This is a genomic window from Paractinoplanes deccanensis, assembly GCF_016862115.1.
GTDB lineage: Bacteria > Actinomycetota > Actinomycetes > Mycobacteriales > Micromonosporaceae > Actinoplanes > Actinoplanes deccanensis.
The window spans coordinates 23,602-44,527 of record NZ_BOMI01000090.1 but is presented as its reverse complement, the minus strand read 5'-3'; the positions used below and the strand labels follow the sequence as shown (position 1 = coordinate 44,527).

The following is a 20,926-nucleotide window of genomic DNA, read 5'->3' as shown; positions in this document are numbered from 1 at the left end:
AGGGAGCGGGGATGCCGAAGAGAACGGACAGCGAATACCTGGCCTTCGTGCACGGTCAGGTGCGAGCGCTGCGGCGCACGGCCTACCTGCTCTGCGGGGACGCGCACCAGGCGGACGACATCGTGCAGGAGACGCTCACCAAGCTCTACACCCGGTGGCCCGGCATCAGCCACGTGGAGAACATCGACGCGTACGTGAACACCATGCTCGTGCGGGTCTTCCTCGACGAGCGGCGGCGCGGCTGGTGGAAGGTCGCACTGCTCGACTGGCTGCCGGAACGCTCCGCCCCGCCGCCGCCCTCACCGGACGACCGCTCGATGGTCCGGTCGGCGCTGATGGGGCTGCCCCCGCGCCAGCGGGCCGTGGTGGTGCTGCGCTACCTGTGCGACCTGCCGGTCAAGGAGGTGGCCCAGCGGCTCGGCTGCTCCGAGGGGACCGTCAAGAGCCAGTGCGCGAACGCGCTGGACAAGCTCCGCGCTGTCTTCGACACCACCTTTCCTCTTACTCAGGACCGGCTATGACATACGAAGAGAGAGACATGAGCGAGGAAGACCGCGCGGTCCAGCTCCTGCGCACCATGCCGGACGAGCCGCCGTCCCCGTCGACGATCGACATCCCGCGCACCATGGCCGAGGGCCGTCGCCGCCGCCGCGCGCGCCGCTGGTCGGGCGGCGTCGCCCTGGCCGCGGTGACCGCGGTCGCGGCCGGCGGCGGAACGGTCGCCGTGGCCGCCCTCCGCGAGCCCGCGCCGCCCACACCGGCGCCGTCGCCCACCGCCTCCACCGTCGCCGCGGCCCCCGCACCGGCAGCCGCCGTGCCCGTGCCCAAGGACTGCACGGTGACGCTGCTGCCGTCCGGCGACATCAGGAAGGCGCTGGTCACCTCGGGCGACCCGAGCGGCCGTTATCTGGCCGGGCGCGTCTACCCGCCGTCGGGGGTGCACACGGTCCTCTGGAAGGACGGCGTCCTGCAGCCCCGGCCGCCGATGCCCGGAGCCGACGCCTCGTGGGAGGACATCAACTCCTCCGGTGTCGCCGTCGGCAGCAGCTACAGCGGCGAGGTGCAGTACGCGTACGTCTCACCGGGCAAGTCGGTGACCCGCCTCCACGGTGGCGAGGCTTCGGCCGCCGCCATCAACGACGCGGGCGTCATCGCCGGCGCGCTCGGCAAGCCGTACGAGGGAGTTCCGGCCATGTGGCCGTCGGCCTCGGCGGCCCCGGTCGAGCTGCCGCTGCCCGCCGGCTACACCGCCGGGGCCGCCGAGGCGATCGGCGAGGACGGCACCATCGTCGGCACCGTCGAGAAGAAGGCGACCGAGGGCACCGGATACCTCTGGCTGCCCGGGGGTGCCACCCGGCTCATGCCGATGCCCACGGTCGAGGGCAAGAGGGCCACCCTGTTCTGGCCCGACTCGCTCAGCAACGGCTGGGTCTACGGCCGCGCGGTCCTCGACCTGCAGGAGGACGGCTCCCGCCGGTTCACCTCGTACCGCTACAACATCGCCACCAACAAGTACGAGAAGCTGGCCACCCCTCTCGGCCCGCCCGCCATCGGCGCCGAGAACGGATGGATCCTCGGCACGACCGGCCGCTACGAGCCCGTCCTCCTGGCCGGGAAGAAGGTCGTCCAGCTTCCCCGCTACGCGACCATGAAGGAGTACCAGGTGACGGCCCTGAGCGCCGACGGCAAGACGGCTGCCGGCTACACCACCGACACCGACGACACCGAGGGCGTCGCGAACCGTCCCCTCCGCTGGACCTGCCGCTGAGGTACGGCCGGGCCGGTCAGTCCGTCGGCTCCGCGGCCCCGGCCTGCGGCTCGTCGGACTGCTCCGGCCCGACCCGCACGTCCTCCCCGCCCGGGATCACCGGCGCGTCCTGCTCGTCGGCCCGCTCGTCGTCCGGCACGTCTGGGTCCTGCGGCTGAGTCGTCATGATCCGGGATTACCCCGGTATGTCAGGGAGACAACATCCTGGCGGCGCTGCCCGAGATACCAGTCACCGGCCTCGGCCAGGTCGACGTCGCGCCGCAGGACCCCGGCCGGCCCCATCGGCAGCTCACCGAGCACCTCCCCGCGCGGCGACACCACCATGCTCGGGCAGTGCTGGTCCGGGTGCGCGAGATTGGCGGAGACCAGGAAGCGCTGGTTCTCCGCCGCCCGGCTGATCAGGTGACTGCGCCACACGCCGCCGGGCTCCCGGACGTTCGCGGCGTTGGTGAGATAGACGAACAGGCGAGCGTCCGCCGAGGCCAGGTGCTGCCACTGCTCCGGGAAGCGGATCTCGCGGCACAACTGCACACCCACGGTGACGTGGCCCTCGGGAAGCGGCACGGAGAACGTGGGCAGGCCGTCGCCGGCCCGGAGCCGGCCACGCTCGTTCATCGCGAGATTGATTTTGCGGTAGACGGCGTGGCCGCCCTCGGCGGAGAAGAACAGACCCGCGTTGCACCACCCGTCGCCGCAGGGCAGCAGCGACCCGGCGAAGATGTGCACCCGCCGCTGAACGGCCAGCTCCGCGACCCGCTCCACGGCTCGGCCGAGCAGGGCCGGATCCAGATCGTCCAGGGGCGTGAGGTCCTCGCCGTAGCCGGACAGCATCCCCTCCGGCAGGACCACCACGTCGCCGGGACGAGCCTCGCCGACCACGTTCCGGACCGTGCCGAGATTGGCCTCCACGTCCCACACGACGGGCATTTGAGCGATCACCACAGACATCCGCACGGTGCGATCCTGGAGGACGGGCGCAAGCGTGATCGGGGGAGCGGCGTGCGAATCCTGGTCGTGACGGCGGGCTCGCGTGGGGATGTCGCGCCGTTCACGGGGCTCGGGCAGCGGCTCCGGGAGGCGGGACATCAGGTGGCGCTGGCGGCGCACGAGCGGTTCGCCGATCTCGTACGGGACAGCGGCCTGGAGCACCGGGTGCTTCCCGGAGACCCGGTCGAGCTCACCCGTGCGCGGACCGCCGCGCCGTCCCCCGAGGCGGCGCGGGCCGTCTTCGGCGACTTCCTCGATCAGCTGGGCGACGGGGTGGCGGCTGCCGTGGGCGCCGGTGCGGATCTCGTGCTCACCGCTTTCGGGCCGGCGCCGCTGAGCCGGGCCGTCGCCGACAGCTTCGGCGTGCCGAGCATGGGCGTGTACCTGGCGCCGGGGGTGCCCACCCGTGAGTTTCCGCTGCCCGGCCTGCCCGCCGGAGCGCCCGACGAGAACCTGGCCGCAGCCCGGCAGATGCTTGCGCGTGCGGGGTCGCTCTACGGCGGCGTGCTGCGGCGGCTCGGCCTGCCCGTTCCCGATCCGGACGGCGACTGGCCGGTCTGTCACGGCTTCAGCTCGGCGGTCGTCCCGCGGCCCGCCGACTGGCCCGCGAGCACGCACGTGACCGGCTACTGGTGGCCGGCCCGGCCGCCGGAGTGGCGGCCGCCGGATCGTCTGGCCGATTTTCTGCGGTCCGGGCCACCGCCGGTGTTCGTCGGGTTCGGCAGCATGACCGCGCACAGGGAGCGGCTCCCGGAGGTCGTCGCGGCCGCCGTCAAGCTCGCCGGGGTGCGTGGCGCCGCGCCCGCTGCCGATGGCCGAGCTGACCGCCGGGGCGCTGGCCGCGGCCCTGCGCGCCTGCCTCGACGAGCCCGCCTGTCGGGAGCGCGCCGCCGTCCTCGCCCACCGGCTGCGCGCCGAGGACGGTCCCGGCGCTGTGCTTTCCCTCGTCACCCGGCTCGCAGGTGGCGCAGGGCGTCCCTGATGTGCTCCTGGAACAGCTCGTCGGCCCACACGACGTCGTCGACGCCGCCGGCGATGGGGAAGCGGTCGTCCTGGGCGAGCAGGGCTTCGAGTGCGGGGATCGTCTCGATCGCGCCCAGCGAGGCGATGAGGGCGGCGGCGTGGCGAGCCGGTGTGTGACCACCGGCGAGGATGGCTTGGACGGTCGGCAGCACCCTTTCCGGGCCTTGGACGGCCGCGGTGATCCGGGCGGCCAGGATCTGCTTGTCGCGCTGCGGATAGGTCTCGGCCGCGCTGCCGGTCAGGAACGGGGCCGCGGCGGGCAGCAGCGGGGACAGCGCGTCGCCGAGCCCGGCGATGACCTGGTCGGCCGGCTCCGGCACCCACTTCGCCGCCAGGAGGGTGCGCAGGGCGTCCAGCACCACCTCGTCGTCACTCGCGAGCACCTCGGCGGTTGCCGGATCGGCGCGCAGCTCGACTCGTACGGCGTCGCGCACCTCCGGCGTGAAGCGAGGCCGCACCGCCCATGAGCCGGGAGCGGTGGCCCCGTTCCCACGCGGAGCGCAACGGCGCGACCCAGCGCGGGTCACCGAGCCGCATCAGCGTCTCGACCGTGCGGTGTTCGGCCGTGAAAGCGACTTCTCCGGCCGTCTCCGGGAACCGGGTCGCGACCTGCGCCAACACGCCGGCGAACTGCCGCACCGCCGCGCCGCTCCGGCGCAGCAGGTCCAGCGCGTCGTCTCGCACCTCCGGGTCCGGATCGTCGAGCGCCGGCGCCACCAGCGGCACGAACACCGGCGGCGCCGAGCGCAGGGCGGTGCAGCGCGCCCCGGCGGCCCAGAGCCCGGCCTTGCGGGTCTCCGGCTGATCGGAGCGCAGCATTCGTTCGGCGACCGCGACCGCCACCGGGGCGGGCGGGGCGACCACGATTTCCTCGTACCACTCCGCCCCGCGCGACCAGGCCCAGGTGATCTCGGCGTCCTCGTCGATCGCCGACACCAGGGCGGGGACGGTGCCGTCCGGCCAGGCGAGACCCGCGCGCAGCAGGGCCACCGCGGCGGCCGCCCGGACGTTCGGCTCGCCGTCGACCGCGGCCCCCGCCAGCACGGCGCGAGCACCGGCCGGATCGGTCTCGCCCAGCGCGAGCGCCAGCGCCGCCCGCACGGCGGGTTCCTCCTCGACCGCCCACCGGCGCCACAGCAGCCCCGGCCGGTCGCTCGACTCCCCGGCGGCGAGCTCGGCGAGGAACGGCACCGCCGCGACCGTCGCCGAATAGACGCTTCCCTGGTGGAAGACGCTGCCGTGCAGCTCGGAGATCGCCTCCTGGTCATGGATCGCCCGGCGCAGCAGGCCGGGCGTGTCCAGCGCTGTGCCGTACGCGTGGGACAGCTCGCCCCAGGCGACGGCGTCGAGACCGTCGAGCATCCGCCGACCCTCATGGTCCCTAGCGGCTCGCGCGGTCCGCCCAGGCGTCCAACTCGAGCTGGTGCAGCAGCGTCGGGGCGAAGATGCCCGCGATCGCGAGCAGCGAGATCACCACGAAGGCCGTGCGCAGCACGACCGTCTCGACCTTGCCGCCCACCTTGACGGCTATGCCGTTCGGCACGCCGACCATCCGCCAGAGCCGGCGCCCGGTCGGGATCGGCCACAGGATCGGCACGCCGGCCGAGGTGATGATGTCGCCCAGTAAGTGGACGACGCAGCCCACCCCGACGGCGAAGCCGAGCATCGGGTAGCCGCGGTCGCCGGGCAGGTTCGCCGCGGTGAACCAGGCGATCGCCGCGGAGCAGAGCGTCACGATGACCCAGCCGGCGCGCTCGGCCCACTCGTCGAACAGGCCGCGCAGCGCCAGGCCGGCCATGAAGAACACGATGCCCACCACGGCCCATTTGCCGTAGTGGGCGCAGAGCGCCGTGGTGCCCCAGCCGACCAGCGCCGCGAACGGCAGCGTGTGCGTGAAGGTGCGGTGCCCGTTGTTGCGGCGCGGGTCCTTGCTGAGCCGGGTCGCCGTGTAGATGCCGAGCGACACCTTCTCGATGACCTCGGCCGCGAACAGCGAGAAGACGCCGAACGTGCGGGCGACGGTCGCGCCGCCCTGGTTGCGGGTGACCTTGCCGGACAGGTCGAGGTCGGGCAGCAGGGCGCCGCCCGCGCAGACGAGCGTGCCGACGGTCACCGCCAGCGGTGACTGCTCGTACCCGGCGAACTGGTCGAGCGCCCAGCTGCCGGCGAGCCAGGCGGCCGCGCCCGACAGGGCGTGCGACGGACCCATCATGGTGTGTTGTCCCTCCCCACAGAGCCGGATCACTCTGGCAGAGCGGGGAGGGATGATCAACAACCCCGATGTCCACTGTGGAATCGGGGGTGGCTCCCGTAGCCGGGCGCGTTCCACGGCGCGACCCGCTGGGCGTACCCGTAGCGGCCCCATCGCGCGTGCCGGATGAGCCCCATGACCAGGAAGGCGAGCGGGATCGCCGGCCAGAAGAAGTGCGCGCCGGACAGGATCCACAGTCCCGTGAGGATCATCGCGACCGACGCGACGATGGTGAAGTGCCGCCGGAGCCCCCGGCGTGTCGCCTCCTTCACCGCGGGCGTCTCGGCGAGCGCCCACATCCCGTTGCCGGGCAGATCGGCCGTCAGCGGGGCGAGCTCGTCGCGGAACTTCGCAGCGTAGGCGGCGGCGAGCCGCTCCTCACCCTCGGTGAGGTCCAGCCGCCCTTCGGCCATCGCGGCCCGCACGATCTCGGCGACCTGCTCGCGTTCCTTGTCGGAGGTCCGCATCCGTTTGGTGTCGTTGGGTTGCACCGTTCCTCCTCGGTGGGCGTCGTGTCACCAGAGTCGGCTTTTCCGCCGCCGGGGGCGTCGCCCCGTCGGAGCATCTTGGTTGCGGCGTGCGGCCTACTTCCGCACCTCGGTCGTACGCCGTGCGGAGTACGGCGACCGCACCCGCTACTCCCGGCGGAGCAGGGCCCGCACCGTCCGCGCGCCGATGCCCCGGGGCCCGCCGTTGTCGTAGGTTCGCGGTGTGAGGCAGAGCAGAAGGCGCGAGCCGCCCTGGATGACCGGCGCCAACGCCGGCCCGCCGTGGCGCCTGGAGAACCGCACCGGCCGGTTCAACCCCGACCGCGTGCACCCCGGCATCGGCGCGGTCATCGCCGGCGTGCTCTTCCACGTGCTCGGCGCGAACGGCCTCGCCGACGAGGGCAAGGTCTTCGTCCCGATCACCCCGTGGGCCTGGATCCTGCTGGTCGTCGGGCCGGTCGCGCTGGCCTGGCGCCGCGCCTATCCGGTGACGGTCTTCGCGATCGCCGCGGCCGCCTCGATCGCCTTCGCCACCGTCGCCGAGCCGAGCTGGGTCTACGCGGTCGCCCCCGCGCTGGCGCTCTTCCAGATCGCGCGGCGCGGGCGCCCGACCGCGGCCGCGCTGTCCGCCGGCGCCGCCTATGCCGCGTACCTGCTGATCTGTGGTCTCGGCGCCGACCGGCTCGGCCTGCACGACGGCGTCCAGCCCGGCCTGCGCGAGGCGCTGCTGCTGCCCGTCGGCATGGCGTTGATGATCTTCTTGGGTACGGCGTCGAAGGCGCGCGCCGAGCACATGGCCGAGGTGATGAAGGTCCGCGCCGAGCGCGCCCGCGCCCGTGAGGAGCAGGAGCGGCGCCAGGCGTCCGAGGAGCGGCTGCGCATCGCCCGCGAGCTGCACGACGTGCTCGGCCACCACCTGTCGCTGATCAACGTGCAGGCCGGTGTCGGCCTGCACCTCATGGAACGGCAGCCCGAGCAGGCACGGGAGGCGCTCACCGCGATCAAGACGGCGAGCGCGGAGGCGCTGCGCGAGGTCCGCTCGGTGCTCGGCGTGCTGCGCACCGAGGACGAGGCCGCGCCCCGCCAGCCCGCGCTCGGCCTGAGCCGCCTCGGCGATCTGACCGCCGACGCGGGGCTGCCCGTCGAGACCAAGGTGACCGGCGAACCGCGTGACCTGCCGCCCGAGGTGGACCGGGCCGCGTACCGGATCGTGCAGGAGGCCCTGACGAACGTGCGCAAGCACGCCGGGCCGGACGCGGCGGCGCGGGTGAGTGTCGACTACCTGCCGACCGCGCTGCATCTGGGCATCCGCAACGACGGCCGTGCCGAGGGCGAGCCCGACGGCCCGGCGGCCGCGGGAGGCACGGGCATCGCGGGCATGCGCGCACGCGCCCAGAGCCTGGGCGGCAAGCTGGAGGCCGGGCCGGTCGACGGCGGCTTCCTCGTGTCGGTGCTGCTGCCGGCGCCGTCCGGCGACGACTCCTCCGGACGCGACGACTTCTCCGGACGCAACGAGGGAAGGGAGTGCTGAATGATCTCGGTGCTGCTGGCGGACGACCAGGTCCTGGTGCGGGCCGGCTTCCGGGCGCTGCTCAACGCCGAGCCGGACATCCGGATCGTGGGGGAGGCGGCCGACGGCCTCGAGGCGGTGAAGCTCGCCCAGCAGGCCCGTCCCGACGTGGTGCTGATGGACATCCGGATGCCCGGCGTCGACGGCATCGAGGCGACCCGCCGCATCGCCGCCGAGCCGGATCTCGCCGGGGTGCGGGTGGTCATCCTGACCACCTTCGAGCTGGACGAGTACGTCTTCGAGGCGCTGCGCTCCGGCGCCTCCGGGTTCCTGGTCAAGGACACCGAGCCGGTCGAGCTGATCCGGGCCGTGCGGGCCGTCGCGGCCGGTGACGCGCTGCTGTCGCCGAGCGTGACCCGCCGGGTCATCGGGGAGTTCGCCGGTAGTGGCCGCGGGCGCCAGGCCACCCCGCCGGCGCAGCTCGACCAGTTGACCGACCGTGAGCGCGAGGTCCTCGTGCTGGTGGCCGAGGGCCTGTCGAACGACGAGATCGCCGCCCGCCTGGTGATCAGTCCGGCGACCGCGAAGACCCACGTCAGCCGCACGATGATCAAACTGGGTGCCCGGGACCGCGCCCAGCTGGTCGTCTACGCGTACGAGGCCGGTCTGATCCGCCCCGGGTGGATGGCCTGAGTAGACGTCGCATCGGCGGGTATCCACCTCCTTCGTACGGCAGGGGGAGGGGACCATGGCGGCGAAGGAACCGTCGGAGATCGCCCAGGCCGCGGTGGCGACGGGCGTGAAGAAGGCCGAGCTCCGGTGGGACAAGGTCCTGGTGGGCTCCTTCCTGGCCGGCGCGTACATCGCGTTCGGCGGGCTGGTGGCGATCGCGGTGTCGTCCGGCCTGGACCCGCGCACGTGGGGGAGCCTGCCGACGCTGTTCACCGGCGCGGCGTTCACCCTCGGCCTGGTCCTCGTCCTGGTGGCCGGCTCGCACCTGCTGACCGGCAACATGATGCTGGTGCCGATCGGCGCCATGCAGGGGCGGCTGTCCGGTGGGGACATCGCCCGCAACCTCACCATCGTGCTGGTCGGCAACCTCGCCGGCGCGCTGTTCGTCGCGTACTTCCTCGCCGTGCAGAGCGGCGTGATCGGCGACGTCGGCACCGACGCGGGCACCTCGGGCGGCATGGCCTACGAGCGGCTCGCCTCGATCGCCGACGGCAAGGCCCTGCACGAGAGCAACTGGCAGATCTTCCTGCGCGCCGTCGGCTGCAACTGGCTGGTGTGCCTCGCCGTGTGGATGGCGCTCGCCGCGGACACCCTCTCCGGCAAGGTCCTCGTGATCTTCTTCCCGATCATGGCCTTCGTGGCGATGGGCTTCGACCACGTCGTGGCCAACATGTTCTTCCTGCCTGCCGCGATCTTCGCCGGCGTGCCGGACGTGGGCTGGGACGACACGCTGCGCAACTGGCTGCTCGCCGGTCTCGGCAACCTGGTCGGCGCCGTCGTCTTCGTCGCCACCTCGTATTGGTATCTCTACCTGCGTGACGACGCCCGGCCCGATTCGAAATAGCGCTCAATATTTATCATTTGCACCACGGAAATCATTCACTCTTTCGTGGTTGCGTTTCTCGGCGCCGAAAATGCATCGCCGCTCCTAACATTCTCCCCATCAAGCACCGACTTGATGAGAGAGAAAGGCGATTGTCATGAATAAGGTCATGCGCAAGATCACGATGACCGGTGTGGCCCTGGCCGCCGGCCTCACCATGGCCGCCGCCCCCGCCGCCGCCCTCGCGGCCCCGGCTCAGGGCGGCTCCGCCACCCAGGCCGGCGACCACAAGGGCCCCCGCGGCGACCGCCTTGTCGGCTTCTACCGCACGCAGAGCCAGTGCTGGAAGGTCGGCCGCATCGGCCAGTTCCACGACCGGTGGGACCGGTTCGACTGCGACCGGGTGTACCGCGGCTTCAAGCGCGGCTGGGTCGCGCTCAAGGTGAGCAACGACTTCCGCGGCCACGGCCACACCCACGGGCACGGCCCGAACCGCCCGCACGGCCACCGCTAATGGCATGACTGAACGAGGGCCGCACCCTGGCGACGGGTGCGGCCCTCGTTTTCTCTTTCTTTCCGGTAATGCTATTCGGCTCATCCTTTCGGTCCATTCCGTCCGATGATCGTTTAAGCTTTTGCCATGAGCGTTCTGGGAGAGTTCCGGCGTGTCGCCCCGGAGGAGCTGGAGCGGATCCGGGCCGTCCCGGAGCTGGCCCGGGACCGGGCCGATCGCCTCCCCGCGTGGCTCGACCTCGACCGGGCCTGGGAGCGGCTCGCGGCGCTGATGGACAGGGCCGGCTTCCCCGTGAACCCGATCAGCGGCGGCGAGCCCTTCCCGGACGAGCGGCACGCCTTCGGCCGTTCCCTCACTCCCGCCCAGGTCGCGACGGCCGCCACCCACCTGGCGCGGACACCGTTCGGCGAGCTGGAACCTCACCTGCGGCCCCTGCTCGACGGGGAGGGCTGGTTCCAGCTGCCGGAGCAGCCGCTGCTCGAGCCGTTCGTCCCCACCGAGGCCGACTTCCATCCGGTGGACGACGAGACCGCGCGAGCCATCCGCGACACTCTCGCCGAGGCCTACGCCGAGCTGGCGCAGTTCTTCACCGCCGCGGCCCGCGACGGACAGTGCACGGTCTTCTGGGCCGCGTGAGCCGCCCTCAGCGGTGGTCGTTCTCCTTCAGCTCGATCACCCAGGCCCGCCGCTCGCAGATCTTCCCGTCCCGCATCCGGAACACCTCGGCCATCGACATCCGCATGACCTCACCGGTGTCCCGCGTCGCCGACCCGGTCAGCTCCGCCATCACCGTGTCGTCCTGCTCCACCATCCGGACCACCTCGAGCCGCGGCGGCCCGGCGAACCCGGGCCCCTCGATCGCCGCGTCGTAGGCGGCCTTGCCCGCCAGGTGGAACGCCCCGAACACCGTCCACTCGATGTCGTCGGTGAGGCACGACAGGATCTGCTCGTGATCCCCCTTGCGGAACCCGTCGAGGTACCGCTCCACCGTCTCCGTGTTGCGTGACAACCCGTCCTCCTTCGTGTGTTCGGCCGCGCCGGGTCCGCGAGGCCCGTGCCCTATGCCATGGTGTCGGAGGCGGCTGCCGGATCTTAACGTCGCCCGTCATGAAAGCGCCGGCAGCCGGATCGTGGTCGCCAGCGGAAGTGCAGGCCAGGACGACGAGACGGCCCGAGACGTCTCGGCAGACGCGGTCCCGATGACGAGATTCCGTGGGCAGGGTGAAGGTAGCCGGTGTCCAGATCGCGTGGGCATGGGGATACCGGCGGTCAGGTGACGATGGGGCGGCTCGCCGACCAGACGCGTTCGAAGGAGTCGGCGTAGGTGCGGGCCAGCCCCTCGTCGCCCTGCCACATCAGGTGCAAGAGCGGGGCGTGCGCTCCGGGATGGCCGTAGACGTGGGTGTTGATCAGAAGTTCGTCGTCGGACCGGTAGATCGAGTTGTAGAGCACCGTGTCGTGAAGTCGCAGCTCGGCGCCGGCGTCGACGACCGCGCCGAAGGCGATCAGCGCGGTGCGGATGCGTGCGGCCATGCCGTCGCCCACACGTTCCTCCCCGCCTCGGACGGCGACGTGTGTTCCGGCCGGCTCGCCGAGCGCGATGCGGAGCCGTACGCCGGCTCTGGCTTTGTCACACAACACGGCCGAGACTGCGATGTCCTCGGCCAGGAACAGCGCGCTGTAGGCCAGGACGTCGATCTGCCTCTCCGCTCCGAAGAACAACCTGCACCAGAGGTCGACATCGGCCGGGTCGAGCCCGGCACCGCGCAGGGCGCGAGCGAGAGGGGCATCCACGCTACGACTCCCCTCGTCGGCGGTGGCCGTCATCCTAGCCAAGAAGTCCCAAGACGTCCCTCGGCCGTGGTACCCGATCCATCGCCGCCCGGACAGGCTGGGCGCGTCGCGGCGACCGGGGTGGCGGGGATTACGACAGACGACCAGAGGGCTCGATCGGCGGCGGACCGGCTGGCGCTCGCGCTGGAAGAGGCCGGCTTCGACGTCGGGCGGGACTTCCCGCACCTCCGGGACGCCCACGATCGCCGAGGGGTGGCCGTGGTGCACGTCGGTGACGTGCGAATCGAGGTCGCGGAGCGGCTTGCCGAGGCGCTGGGAGGTTAGTCTGCCCCTGTGGACCAGATCGAGGCCGCCCGCGACCTGGCACGGGAGTTGCTGGCCGGGGCGATCCCGCGCCGATGGGTCCACAGCCAAGGTGTCGGCCGCAAGGCGGAATCGGTCGCCCACGTGGTCGGCCACGACGCGGCGGCGCTGGTGTCCGCCGCCTGGCTGCATGACATCGGCTACGCCCCAGGGCTCGTCGTGACCGGGATGCACCAGCTCGACGGTGCCCGCTATCTCCGAGACGTGGCCGGCGCGGACCAGTTGGTCTGCCGCCTGGTCGCCCACCATTCGTGCGCTTTCGTCGAGGCTCGCAACCGCGGCCTGGCGGAGCAGCTCGCGCGCGAGTTCCCACCCGTCGGAGGACTACTCGCCGACGCGATCACCTACGCCGACATGACGACCGATCCGGACGGTGAGCCGGTCGAGGTCGAGCAGCGCTTGGCGGAGATTCTCGCCCGCTACGGCGACGGCCACCTGGTTGCGGAGTCGATCCGCGAGGCGAGCCCGTTCATCATCGGGTCTGTCCGTTCCCTCACCGCGGCGCTGACCGCCGGCTGACGTCAATCCGAGCGCGACAACGCTCCCTGCTCGTCGCGGCTCCACCGGCGCCCCGCGCTGTCGAGGAACTCGATCTGCACCGGCTCCGGCTCGATGTAGGAGCGGAGCCACTCAGCGGGCGCGGGGCGCTGAACCGTCCGGCCGGGAGGCACAAGCCCGACGAACTCCGAAGCCGGTTCCTCATCCTCGTGAGCCGGTAGCGGCAGCTCGACCTCGTAGATCGGCATGGGGCTCGCGTTGTGAACGTGGAACGAGACCTCGCGCCCACCTTCGGGCGTCCGGACGATCTCGACCCACGCACTGATCCGTTCGGCCTGGGCACGTCGCTCTTCCTCGCCCCGATCGGCCTCCCTGCGGTGCTCGCGCCGCAGGAGGGAGAAGCCGACGATGAACGCGCCCACCGTGCCGACGGCGGCGAAGGAGTCCGCGAGAGCGCCGAGCCAGTCGCTATCCAAGGTGCACCTCCCGTGGCTTGGTCAGGAAGTGGTCGAGGCGAAGCCTCATCGAACGGTCCATCGGCAGCGTGCCGATCTCTTCCGCCGTAACCCAGCGGGCGTCCGTGGTCTCGTCGCCGGCGGTCAACGCGCCACCGACCGGCCGTGCCACGAAGACGACGGAGAACTCCTGCCGCACCTCGCCGTCGCTGGTGTAGAGCATGACGTGGCGCGGGTCGGTGAAGATGCCGACCAGGCCGGTTATCTCGACCTCGACGCCCGTCTCCTCGGCCGTCTCGCGCACCGCCGCCTCGGGCAGGGACTCGCCGAGATCCATGGCTCCGCCGGGAAGCGCCCAGTTGCCGTTGTCCGAGCGGCGAATCAGCAGAACCTCGCCATGAGTGCCGACCACCACGACGTTGGCCGACGGCACGATCGCCCTCGGGCGGGGCGCCGCGGGATCGTCGTAGAAGTCGATCCGCCGTCCCACGCCGGCCTCACTGCAACGGTGTGGCGTCGTCCCACACACGCTCGAAGCTGTCCAGGTATGTCGACACCATGCTGCCTCCGGCGACCCGCCGCAGGTGCAGCACCGGCGCCTGCGCCGCGGTGAAGCTGTAGATGTGGGTGTTGACCAGGAGCTGATCATCGGCCCGGTAGATCGAGTTGTAGAGCACCGTGCGGTGGAGCCGAAACTCGACGCCGTCGACGTCCCGCAACGGCCGGTACAGGATGAGGGCGTTCCTGATCTTCGCCGCCTGGACGTCGTAAACGCCCTCGTCGACGCCCCGCTGGGCGACCATCTCGCTGTCAGGATCGCCGAGCAGGATCCGGACGCGCACTCCTGCCTCCGCCTTTCGCCGGAAGATGCGCTGGATGCCGGCGTCCTCGGAAACGAACAGACCGCTGTAGACGAGAACACCGATCTCGCTTGCCGCCGTCTCGAAGACGTGGCGCCACAGATCGGAGGGAACCGTCCAGCGGTGCGGGTAGATGTTGACGATCTCGCTTTCGCTGGCGTCGGCGACCTGGTCGGCGCTCAACGCGTCGGGCCACAAATAGACCTCGTCGACGCCGAGATGAGCCGCGACCGCGTAGCGGTGGCGCCGGTACGGCGTGCGCCCGCTGACCCACCTCTCGACGCTTTTCGGGTCCACCCGGAGTGCCTCCGCCAGATCCGACGGAGAGACACCACGCTCCAGCATCGCGGTGCGGAGTCGCTCGTTCGGCATCGTCATCCCGTCAGGACGTCCCGTGCGGCCAGCCCACCATATGCCGGTCGCGCAAGTGAGGCATCTGTCGCTCGAAGGCGCCTAGAGTCCGGATCGAGTTCGGGCCTCGGCTGGAGGAGGTGTCGATGCTGCGCAAAATCGACTGTGTGATGGTGACCTGCCCGATCTGGAGGCGGGTGCGGCCTTCTACACCGAGAACTTCGGCCTGCGGCGGCTCTGGCAGGACGAGACGTCGATCGGCCTGGGGATGGCCGAGACCCGCCCCCGGCATCGCGGCCGCCCTGCTCGAGGAAGTGCTGCACCCGCCCGTCGACTGAGCGGGCGACGAGGAGCCACGCCGCTCAGAGGCGCCGCACCCGCAGCGCCTCCGCCACCGACCATGCCTGGAACGGGCACCCCGTTGCCCCGTGCGGCGCGTTGCCGTCCGCGGTCTCCGAGATCGAGCCCAGGCCGTACTCGCCCAGGTGGTCGTCGGCGTCCGAGATGATCTGGGAGGCGGGGACGCCTATGCGGTGCCAGGCCGTGACGAAGGGGCCGATCAGCCAGGGCCAGACCGTTCCCGTGTGGTAGGCCGAGTCGCGTTCCGCCGGGGTTCCCCTGTGGGTGCCGCGGTAGCCGGGGGTGCCGGGCGCCTGGCTTCGCAGGCCCAGCGGGGTCATCAGGGACGCGCCGATGGTTTGCAGGGTTGCCGGGGTGGGGCGCAGCGGCGCGTACGGCAGCGACCATGCCAGCAGCTGGTTGGGGCGCATCGTGGGGTCGTCTCCCGTGGGGCCGTCGACGACGTCGTGCAGCCAGCCGGTGGGGGCCGGGAAGCGGCGGGCGAAGCTGGTCAGGGCCTCGGGGTGGGCCTTCACGGCGGGGCCGGCGCCGGTGCGGGACTGGTGGGCGAGCTTGATCAGCATGGCCAGGGCGTTGATCCAGAGGGCGTTGATCTCGACGGGCTTGCCGGTGCGCGGGGTGACGGGCACGCCGTCGACGCGGGCGTCCATCCAGGTCAGGGCCTCGCCGGGGGCGCCCTGGCGGAGCAGGCCGTCGGTGGGGTCGGCGCCGATGCCGTAGCGGGTGCCCTTCAGGTGGTGGTCGATGACGCCGCGCAGGGCCGGCAGCAGGGTGGCGGCCAGGTCGACGTCGCCGGTGACCGCCACGTGGCGGCCCACCGCGTGCAGGAACCACAGGGTGCCGTCGGCGGTGTTGTATTCGACGCTGCCGGTGTCGGCCGTGTTGGCCAGCATGCCTTCGGACAGGGTCGACGCGTACGCCGTCAGCAGCGCCCGGCCCTCGTCGACGCGGCCGGTCGACAGGAACAGGCCCTCGTAACCGATCATCGTGTCGCGTGACCACGCCCCGAACCACGGATAGCCGGCGACAACGTCAACCCCTTGGCCGGTACGGACGACGAAGGCATCAGCCGCAAGCGCGAGCGTCGCCTGCTCGTCGTCGGCGGGGGCGGCCGCGGCCACGACGGCGCGGTGGCGTTCGCGGGCCGCGCGCACCACCTCGTCGGCCGGTGGGGGCGGGTCGGCCAGGTCTCCGGCCCAGGCGGTGACCAGAGCCGTGGCACCGGGTTGCCGCAACTCGGCGTGGAAGCTTCCCGCGTACCAGAGATCCTCGGTGGGGGTGAGGCCGCGCGCCGCCTCCTCGCGGTGCCGCACGCCGCGCCACCACGCACCCGCCTGGCGGAACTCCGGGCCGCGCAAGCGGTACGCGCCCTCGACCACGCAGCCGCCCTCCGCCGCCTCGACGGCCGGCGGCGGACCGGAGGCCGTGCGCTCGCCGTGCACGTCACGCCAGGTGCAGAGCGCCTCCAGCCGCAGGCTGACCGGGCCGCCGGTGAGCAGCCGGTGCACCACCGCGACCGCGGGACGGCCGTGCACCATCGCCAGCTCGCGTTCGAGCACCACGTCGCCGGCCCGCCACCGCCAGCGGGGCAGGCCGTCGACCAGTTCGAAGGCGGCGAGCAGCTCATGGCCCCGCGGCGCGATCGTGCCGTCGGCCCACTCGTGGGTCGCGAGGCGCACCGACGTGCCGGAGGGAAGCGTGAGAACGGCGTCGAGAGAGGCCACCGCCAGGTGCCGGGAGGCCGGCGTCTCGCCGGCGACGACGAGGAGACCGTGGTAGCGGCGGGTGCGCAGGCCGCCCACCGTGCCCATGGCATAGCCGCCGCGGCCGTCGGGTATCAGCCACTCACGAGTGGCGGACTCGCCGAGGTGCCCGCACACCTGGGGGCCGAACGCCGTCCTGCGCAGCGTAGCCATCAGATGACCTCCAGTTCTCGGGCACAATCAATCTAGATGGCATCGGATTGTGGGGGTGAGACACGGCGTGGCGGAGCGCTTACGCCTGGCGCAGGCGGACTCCGGCGAGCAGCCGTGGCGGGCGTGGGGCCCCTATCTGGCGGAGCGCGCGTGGGGCACGGTCCGGGAGGACTACAGCGAGCACGGGACGGCGTGGGACTACTTTCCCCATGACCATGCGCGGTCGCGAGCCTACCGCTGGAACGACGACGGCATGGCCGGTATCTGCGACGACCGGCAGACGTTCTGCTTCGCGCTGGCCCTCTGGAACGGCAAGGACCCGATCCTCAAGGAGCGGATGTTCGGCCTCGGCGGCGACGGCGGCAACCACGGCGAGGACGCCAAGGAGTACTGGTGGTACCAGGACTCGACGCCCACGCACTCGTGGATGCGCTGGCGCTACCACTATCCGCAGGAGGCTTTCCCGTACGACCAGCTGGTGCGCGTCAACGGGCAGCGCTCGCGGGAGGAGAGCGAGTACGAGCTCGCGGACACCGGCATCTTCGACGAGGACCGCTATTGGGCGGTGACGGTCGACTACGCGAAGGCCTCGCCGAAGGACATGTGCATCGCGATCCACGTGGCCAACCGGGGACCCGAGCCGGCCACGCTGCACGTGCTGCCGACGCTGTGGTTCCGCAACACGTGGTCGTGGGGTCTGCCGAACCGTGCCGTGCCGTCGATCGTGGGGCGCCCGGGGCGGCTCGCGGGGCGGCACCGCACGCTCGGCAGCATCGTCCTGCAGGGCGACGACCGCGGTGAGCCCCTGCTCTGCGACAACGAGACCAACGCGCAGCGCCTGTGGGGCCAGCCGGGGACGACCATGTTCCCCAAGGACGGCATCAACGACTTCGTGGTCTCCGGCGCGCCGACCGTGAACCCCGCCCTGACCGGGACCAAGGGGGCGCTGCACTACAAGCTGACGCTGGGGCCGGGCGAGAGCCGGACCATTCGCCTGCGGCTGGCGGCCGACGACGACCAGGTGGGCGCGCTGGACCTGGCCGACGACTGGAACGAGGTCATGCGGGCGCGGCTCGCGGAGGCCGACGAGTTCTTCGACGACGTGATCCCGTCCGCCGCGTCCGCCGAGGAGAGATCCGTGGCGCGGCAGGGCATCGCCGGCCTGATGTGGGGCAAGCAGTTCTACCACTTCGACGTCAAGCAGTGGCTCACCGGCGACCCCGGCTCCGCGCCGCCACCGCCGGGCCGGCGCTACGGGCGCAACAACGCCTGGTGGCACATGAACAGCTTCGACGTCATCTCCATGCCCGACCCGTGGGAGTACCCCTGGTACGCGGCCTGGGACCTGGCGTTCCACTGCGTCTCCATCGCGCGCGTCGACCCCGGCTTCGCCAAGGCGCAGCTCGTGCTCCTGCTGCGCGAGTGGTACATGCACCCCAACGGCCAGATCCCCGCGTACGAGTGGGCGTTCGGCGACGTGAACCCGCCCGTGCACGCCTGGGCCGCGCTGCGCGTCTTCGAGATCGACGGCGGGCGCGACTTCGACTTCCTCGCCCGCGTCATGCACAAGCTGCTGATGAACTTCACCTGGTGGGTCAACCGCAAGGACGTCGGCGGCAACAACGTCTTCGAGGGTGGCTTCCTCGGCCTGGACAACGTCGGCCCGTTCGACCGCTCGGCCGCCCTGCCGGTGGCCGGCGTGCTCGAGCAGTCCGACGGCACGGGCTGGATGGCCATGTACGCGCTCAACCTGCTCGACATGGCGATCCGGCTGGCGCTGCACGACCGCACGTACGAGGACATGGCGACGAAGTTCTTCGAGCACTTCGCCTACATCGCCGAGGCCGCGTACCGGCAGGGCCTGTGGGACGAGGAGGACTGCTTCTTCTACGACCAGCTGCGCCTGCCCGACGGCCACAAGCTGCCGCTGAAGGTCCGCTCGATCGTCGGCCTGCTCCCGCTGGCGGCGACCACCCGGCTCAGCAAGGCCACCCTCGACCGGCTGCCCGAGCTGAGCGCCCGCATCCGCTGGCTGAGCGCGGCACAGGGTGAGATGGCCGACGTGATCAGCGCCCGGCGCCTCTCCGCGGACGGCCGCCAGCAGCGCCTGCTCGCCATGGTCGGCCAGGACCAGCTGCTGCGCGTCCTCGCGCGCATGCTCGACCCCGAGGAGTTCCTTTCCTCGTACGGGATCAGGACGCTCTCCCGCTCCCACCTGGAGAAGCCGTTCACAGTGTCGCTGGGCGGCTCGGACTTCACGGTCGGCTACGAGCCGGCGGAGAGCACCAGCGGCCTGTTCGGCGGCAACAGCAACTGGCGCGGCCCCATCTGGATGCCCGTCAACTACCTGCTCATCGAGGCCGTCCGCGAGTACGCGGGCTTCTTCGGCGCCGACATGAAGGCCGAGTACCCGACCGGCTCCCAGCAGAAGATCCCCCTGGCCGACATCGCCGACGACATCTCCCGCCGGCTCATCGCCCTGTTCCTGCCGGACGAGAACGGCCACCGCCCCATCTACGGCGCCTCGAAACTGCTGCAGACCCACCCCGACTGGAAGGACCTGGTCGTCTTCCCCGAGTACTTCCACGGCGACAACGGCGCCGGCCTGGGCGCCTGGCACCAGACGGGCTGGACCGCCCTGGTCGTCGACCTGATCCTGACGCTGCGCCGCTAACTCCGGAGCCCCTTGCGCAGGTCGAGGATCCCGACGGCATTGCCGAACGGATCCTCGACCACAGCACACCGCCCGACGGCGATGTCGAACGGCGCGGTCCGCACCCGCCCCGGATAGCCCCGAACCGCGGCATCGACGTCATCGACCAGGTAGTGCACGCTCACGTCAAGCAGCGCGGTATGCAGCACGATCTCGGCATCGGTCTCGGCCATCCCCAGGCCGATCGACTTCTCGTCCTGCCAGAGCCGCCGCAGGCCGAAGGTCTCGGTGTAGAAGGCCGCACCCGCCTCCAGGTCGGGCACGGTCACCATCACGCAGTCGATTTTGCGCAGCATCGCCAGGCACCTCCGTGAGAGATCCACACTCTCCTATCGGCCGCCCCGATGCCTGGGGCACCCCTCGCCCGAGCATCGGTCGCCGTTCTCACCGTCGCAGCTCCGCTCGGCGCGTGCCCGTCGGACGGCCACGCGTATCAAGGGCGCCAGCGTGGCGGCCACCAAAGCACGGACAACTCCATGCATGACGTCGGCGAGGATCTGGTCTGTGTCAAGCCACTTCATGGTGGTCATCTCCGATTGACGGCAGCTTTCGAACGGCCCGTGGTCGGGGCCTGCTCACAGAGAAGCCGTCCGACGTCCCGCACCCAAGCGGCGCGGACGATCTCGGAAATACCAGGCGATGAACGTAAGCTGTCGGACATCGTCGGACGCCGTCGGACAGGGCGTCGTCGTGTCATGAACGGGAGGACGGCATCCGTGGCTGATCGAGGAGATACGGAAACTCCGGATCCACGAGCTGCGGCCGACCCCGGGGAGTTGGCTCGTCAGCTTCAGCTTCTCCGAACCGTCGCCGGCTACCCGTCGGTCCGTGAGGTATCGCGCCGTACCGGAGACGGGCTGGGACGTGTCCCACCTTCGACGGTGAACGACGTACTCAGTGGAAAGCGTGGCCTGCCCAAGCTCGACAACTACATGAAGGTGGTGGCGGCGCTCGTTGCCATGGTGGGCAACGCCGACGTCGTGCCATGGCGGGAGGCTTGGGTCCGCGTCAAGCAGGAGGAACGAGGTCTGAGGCGAGCCTCGGCGATGCCTCCCCGTGTCGTATCGAACCTCGTCGAGCAGGAACACGGAGCCGGCGACGGTGAAGAGATCGTCCACGACGTGCGAGAAAGGGCGATCCGCAAGGCGGAAGACGACGTCAGGAGAATGGAGGCCACGTCCAGGAGGCCAAATTCTCGCTGGTCGGCAGCCCCATGACCCGTCGCATCGCGGAAGAGCAACTCAAGGCGGCGAAGAGGCGCTTGGCCAGGATCGATCCGAGTTCCTACCTGCTGTACTGAGCCGTTCGCCGGCTCAGTGGCTGGTAGCGACCTCGTGCCGAGGGTGCGGCGCTGGGTGGGAGTGGGCTCCTTCCGCCGCGCAGATGGGGCAGATGCGGGTCACGCCGTGGCGGTCGCAGTACTCGTTCGTCTTCTTGAAGGACATCAGGCCGGCCAGGAAACCGGTCAGCAAGGCGGCGGCGACGATGGCGAGGATCATGGGACTCTCCTCCCGGGCTTT

25 protein-coding genes and 1 pseudogene are annotated in these 20,926 nt (G+C 71.3%); 12 read left to right on the top strand and 14 right to left on the bottom strand.

The genetic code is table 11. The annotated features are described in order from the left end of the window. Nucleotides 1–11: 11 nt before the first annotated feature. Complete coding sequence (locus tag Ade02nite_RS23510) at nucleotides 12–521, top strand: SigE family RNA polymerase sigma factor (RefSeq protein ID WP_203767803.1); 510 nt, start codon at nucleotides 12–14, stop codon at nucleotides 519–521. Between the two features lie 17 nt (nucleotides 522–538). Then, a complete protein-coding gene (locus tag Ade02nite_RS23505; protein WP_203767800.1) occupies nucleotides 539–1,768 on the top strand; it encodes a hypothetical protein in 1,230 nt (409 codons plus the stop codon). A 16-nt stretch (nucleotides 1,769–1,784) separates the two neighbouring features. On the opposite strand, the gene Ade02nite_RS23500 is transcribed toward Ade02nite_RS23505, so the two are convergent. Both Ade02nite_RS23500 and Ade02nite_RS50760 read right to left on the bottom strand, forming a co-directional pair. Then, a complete protein-coding gene (locus Ade02nite_RS23500) occupies nucleotides 1,785–1,934 on the bottom strand; it encodes a hypothetical protein (RefSeq protein ID WP_203767797.1) in 150 nt (49 codons plus the stop codon). Next, the gene (locus Ade02nite_RS50760) at nucleotides 1,931–2,695 is read right to left on the bottom strand and encodes a carbon-nitrogen hydrolase family protein (RefSeq protein ID WP_369076667.1); all 765 of its coding nucleotides are present in this window, start codon (nucleotides 2,693–2,695) and stop codon (nucleotides 1,931–1,933) included. Before Ade02nite_RS50760 ends, Ade02nite_RS23500 begins: the two co-directional genes overlap by 4 nt. 72 nt (nucleotides 2,696–2,767) lie before the next feature. Between Ade02nite_RS50760 and Ade02nite_RS50755 the strand changes: the two are divergent. Then, nucleotides 2,768–2,887 (top strand): annotated as a pseudogene (locus tag Ade02nite_RS50755) (glycosyltransferase); the annotation flags it as partial. A gap of 658 nt (nucleotides 2,888–3,545) precedes the next feature. Continuing rightward, the gene (locus Ade02nite_RS49500) at nucleotides 3,546–3,737 is read left to right on the top strand and encodes a hypothetical protein (protein WP_239168993.1); all 192 of its coding nucleotides are present in this window, start codon (nucleotides 3,546–3,548) and stop codon (nucleotides 3,735–3,737) included. Here Ade02nite_RS49500 and Ade02nite_RS49495 read toward each other — a convergent pair. Genes Ade02nite_RS49495 through Ade02nite_RS23475 form a run of 4 tightly spaced genes read right to left on the bottom strand, consistent with a single transcriptional unit; the run spans nucleotide 3,703 to nucleotide 6,520 of the window. Beyond that, nucleotides 3,703–4,212 (bottom strand): hypothetical protein, encoded by a 510-nt coding sequence (locus Ade02nite_RS49495; protein WP_239168992.1) that lies wholly within the window; start codon nucleotides 4,210–4,212, stop codon nucleotides 3,703–3,705. The genes Ade02nite_RS49500 and Ade02nite_RS49495 overlap by 35 nt on opposite strands. After that, nucleotides 4,148–5,140 (bottom strand): HEAT repeat domain-containing protein, encoded by a 993-nt coding sequence (locus tag Ade02nite_RS23485; RefSeq protein WP_203767791.1) that lies wholly within the window; start codon nucleotides 5,138–5,140, stop codon nucleotides 4,148–4,150. The genes Ade02nite_RS49495 and Ade02nite_RS23485 overlap by 65 nt, the downstream gene beginning before the upstream one ends. A 19-nt stretch (nucleotides 5,141–5,159) precedes the next feature. Further along, nucleotides 5,160–5,990, bottom strand: a complete 831-nt coding sequence (locus Ade02nite_RS23480) for a metal-dependent hydrolase (RefSeq protein ID WP_203767788.1) — start codon at nucleotides 5,988–5,990, stop codon at nucleotides 5,160–5,162. 56 nt (nucleotides 5,991–6,046) lie between these two features. Then, a complete protein-coding gene (locus Ade02nite_RS23475) occupies nucleotides 6,047–6,520 on the bottom strand; it encodes a DUF1707 SHOCT-like domain-containing protein (RefSeq protein WP_239168991.1) in 474 nt (157 codons plus the stop codon). Nucleotides 6,521–6,740: 220 nt separating this feature from the next. Between Ade02nite_RS23475 and Ade02nite_RS23470 the strand changes: the two genes are divergently transcribed. The 5 genes from Ade02nite_RS23470 to Ade02nite_RS23450 all read left to right on the top strand — a co-directional run bounded on the left by Ade02nite_RS23470 (nucleotide 6,741) and on the right by Ade02nite_RS23450 (nucleotide 10,732). Next, nucleotides 6,741–8,048 carry a sensor histidine kinase gene (locus Ade02nite_RS23470; protein WP_239168990.1) on the top strand — a complete coding sequence of 436 codons (1,308 nt, stop codon included), beginning with the start codon at nucleotides 6,741–6,743 and terminating at the stop codon, nucleotides 8,046–8,048. Beyond that, nucleotides 8,049–8,720 (top strand): response regulator, encoded by a 672-nt coding sequence (locus tag Ade02nite_RS23465; protein WP_203767785.1) that lies wholly within the window; start codon nucleotides 8,049–8,051, stop codon nucleotides 8,718–8,720. Nucleotides 8,721–8,775: 55 nt separating this feature from the next. Then, nucleotides 8,776–9,603 (top strand): formate/nitrite transporter family protein, encoded by an 828-nt coding sequence (locus Ade02nite_RS23460; RefSeq protein ID WP_203767782.1) that lies wholly within the window; start codon nucleotides 8,776–8,778, stop codon nucleotides 9,601–9,603. A 136-nt stretch (nucleotides 9,604–9,739) separates the two neighbouring features. After that, nucleotides 9,740–10,096 (top strand): hypothetical protein, encoded by a 357-nt coding sequence (locus Ade02nite_RS23455; RefSeq protein ID WP_203767779.1) that lies wholly within the window; start codon nucleotides 9,740–9,742, stop codon nucleotides 10,094–10,096. 126 nt (nucleotides 10,097–10,222) lie between these two features. Beyond that, entirely contained in the window at nucleotides 10,223–10,732 is a 510-nt protein-coding gene (locus tag Ade02nite_RS23450) for a DUF1877 family protein (protein ID WP_203767776.1), read from the top strand. Between the two features lie 7 nt (nucleotides 10,733–10,739). On the opposite strand, the gene Ade02nite_RS23445 is transcribed toward Ade02nite_RS23450, so the two are convergent. Then, nucleotides 10,740–11,105, bottom strand: a complete 366-nt coding sequence (locus tag Ade02nite_RS23445) for a nuclear transport factor 2 family protein (RefSeq protein ID WP_203767773.1) — start codon at nucleotides 11,103–11,105, stop codon at nucleotides 10,740–10,742. A 260-nt stretch (nucleotides 11,106–11,365) separates the two neighbouring features. Further along, nucleotides 11,366–11,890, bottom strand: a complete 525-nt coding sequence (locus Ade02nite_RS23440) for a hypothetical protein (protein ID WP_203767770.1) — start codon at nucleotides 11,888–11,890, stop codon at nucleotides 11,366–11,368. A 333-nt stretch (nucleotides 11,891–12,223) separates the two neighbouring features. Between Ade02nite_RS23440 and Ade02nite_RS23435 the strand changes: the two genes are divergently transcribed. After that, nucleotides 12,224–12,772, top strand: a complete 549-nt coding sequence (locus Ade02nite_RS23435) for an HD domain-containing protein (RefSeq protein ID WP_203767767.1) — start codon at nucleotides 12,224–12,226, stop codon at nucleotides 12,770–12,772. Between the two features lie 2 nt (nucleotides 12,773–12,774). Here the strand turns inward: Ade02nite_RS23435 and Ade02nite_RS23430 are convergent, their stop codons facing one another. The 4 genes from Ade02nite_RS23430 to Ade02nite_RS23415 all read right to left on the bottom strand — a co-directional run bounded on the left by Ade02nite_RS23430 (nucleotide 12,775) and on the right by Ade02nite_RS23415 (nucleotide 16,693). Next, nucleotides 12,775–13,173: a hypothetical protein gene (locus tag Ade02nite_RS23430; RefSeq protein ID WP_203767764.1), complete on the bottom strand. Its 399-nt coding sequence runs from the start codon at nucleotides 13,171–13,173 to the stop codon at nucleotides 12,775–12,777. Nucleotides 13,174–13,219: 46 nt separating this feature from the next. Then, complete coding sequence (locus Ade02nite_RS23425; RefSeq protein WP_203767762.1) at nucleotides 13,220–13,696, bottom strand: NUDIX hydrolase; 477 nt, start codon at nucleotides 13,694–13,696, stop codon at nucleotides 13,220–13,222. Nucleotides 13,697–13,703: 7 nt separating this feature from the next. Continuing rightward, nucleotides 13,704–14,363, bottom strand: coding sequence for an XRE family transcriptional regulator (locus Ade02nite_RS23420; RefSeq protein ID WP_307871228.1), 660 nt, complete (start codon nucleotides 14,361–14,363; stop codon nucleotides 13,704–13,706). A 416-nt stretch (nucleotides 14,364–14,779) separates the two neighbouring features. Further along, nucleotides 14,780–16,693 carry an amylo-alpha-1,6-glucosidase gene (locus Ade02nite_RS23415; RefSeq protein ID WP_203767759.1) on the bottom strand — a complete coding sequence of 638 codons (1,914 nt, stop codon included), beginning with the start codon at nucleotides 16,691–16,693 and terminating at the stop codon, nucleotides 14,780–14,782. A 55-nt stretch (nucleotides 16,694–16,748) separates the two neighbouring features. Between Ade02nite_RS23415 and Ade02nite_RS23410 the strand changes: the two genes are divergently transcribed. Then, the gene (locus tag Ade02nite_RS23410; RefSeq protein ID WP_203767756.1) at nucleotides 16,749–19,367 is read left to right on the top strand and encodes an MGH1-like glycoside hydrolase domain-containing protein; all 2,619 of its coding nucleotides are present in this window, start codon (nucleotides 16,749–16,751) and stop codon (nucleotides 19,365–19,367) included. Here Ade02nite_RS23410 and Ade02nite_RS23405 read toward each other — a convergent pair. Continuing rightward, complete coding sequence (locus tag Ade02nite_RS23405) at nucleotides 19,364–19,702, bottom strand: VOC family protein (RefSeq protein WP_203767753.1); 339 nt, start codon at nucleotides 19,700–19,702, stop codon at nucleotides 19,364–19,366. The two genes, Ade02nite_RS23410 and Ade02nite_RS23405, sit on opposite strands and share 4 nt — an antisense overlap. Before the next feature lie 585 nt (nucleotides 19,703–20,287). Between Ade02nite_RS23405 and Ade02nite_RS23400 the strand changes: the two genes are divergently transcribed. Further along, nucleotides 20,288–20,623, top strand: coding sequence for a hypothetical protein (locus Ade02nite_RS23400; RefSeq protein WP_203767750.1), 336 nt, complete (start codon nucleotides 20,288–20,290; stop codon nucleotides 20,621–20,623). Between the two features lie 96 nt (nucleotides 20,624–20,719). Here the strand turns inward: Ade02nite_RS23400 and Ade02nite_RS23395 are convergent, their stop codons facing one another. Beyond that, nucleotides 20,720–20,905, bottom strand: coding sequence for a hypothetical protein (locus Ade02nite_RS23395; RefSeq protein ID WP_203767747.1), 186 nt, complete (start codon nucleotides 20,903–20,905; stop codon nucleotides 20,720–20,722). Between the last annotated feature and the right edge of the window lie 21 nt (nucleotides 20,906–20,926).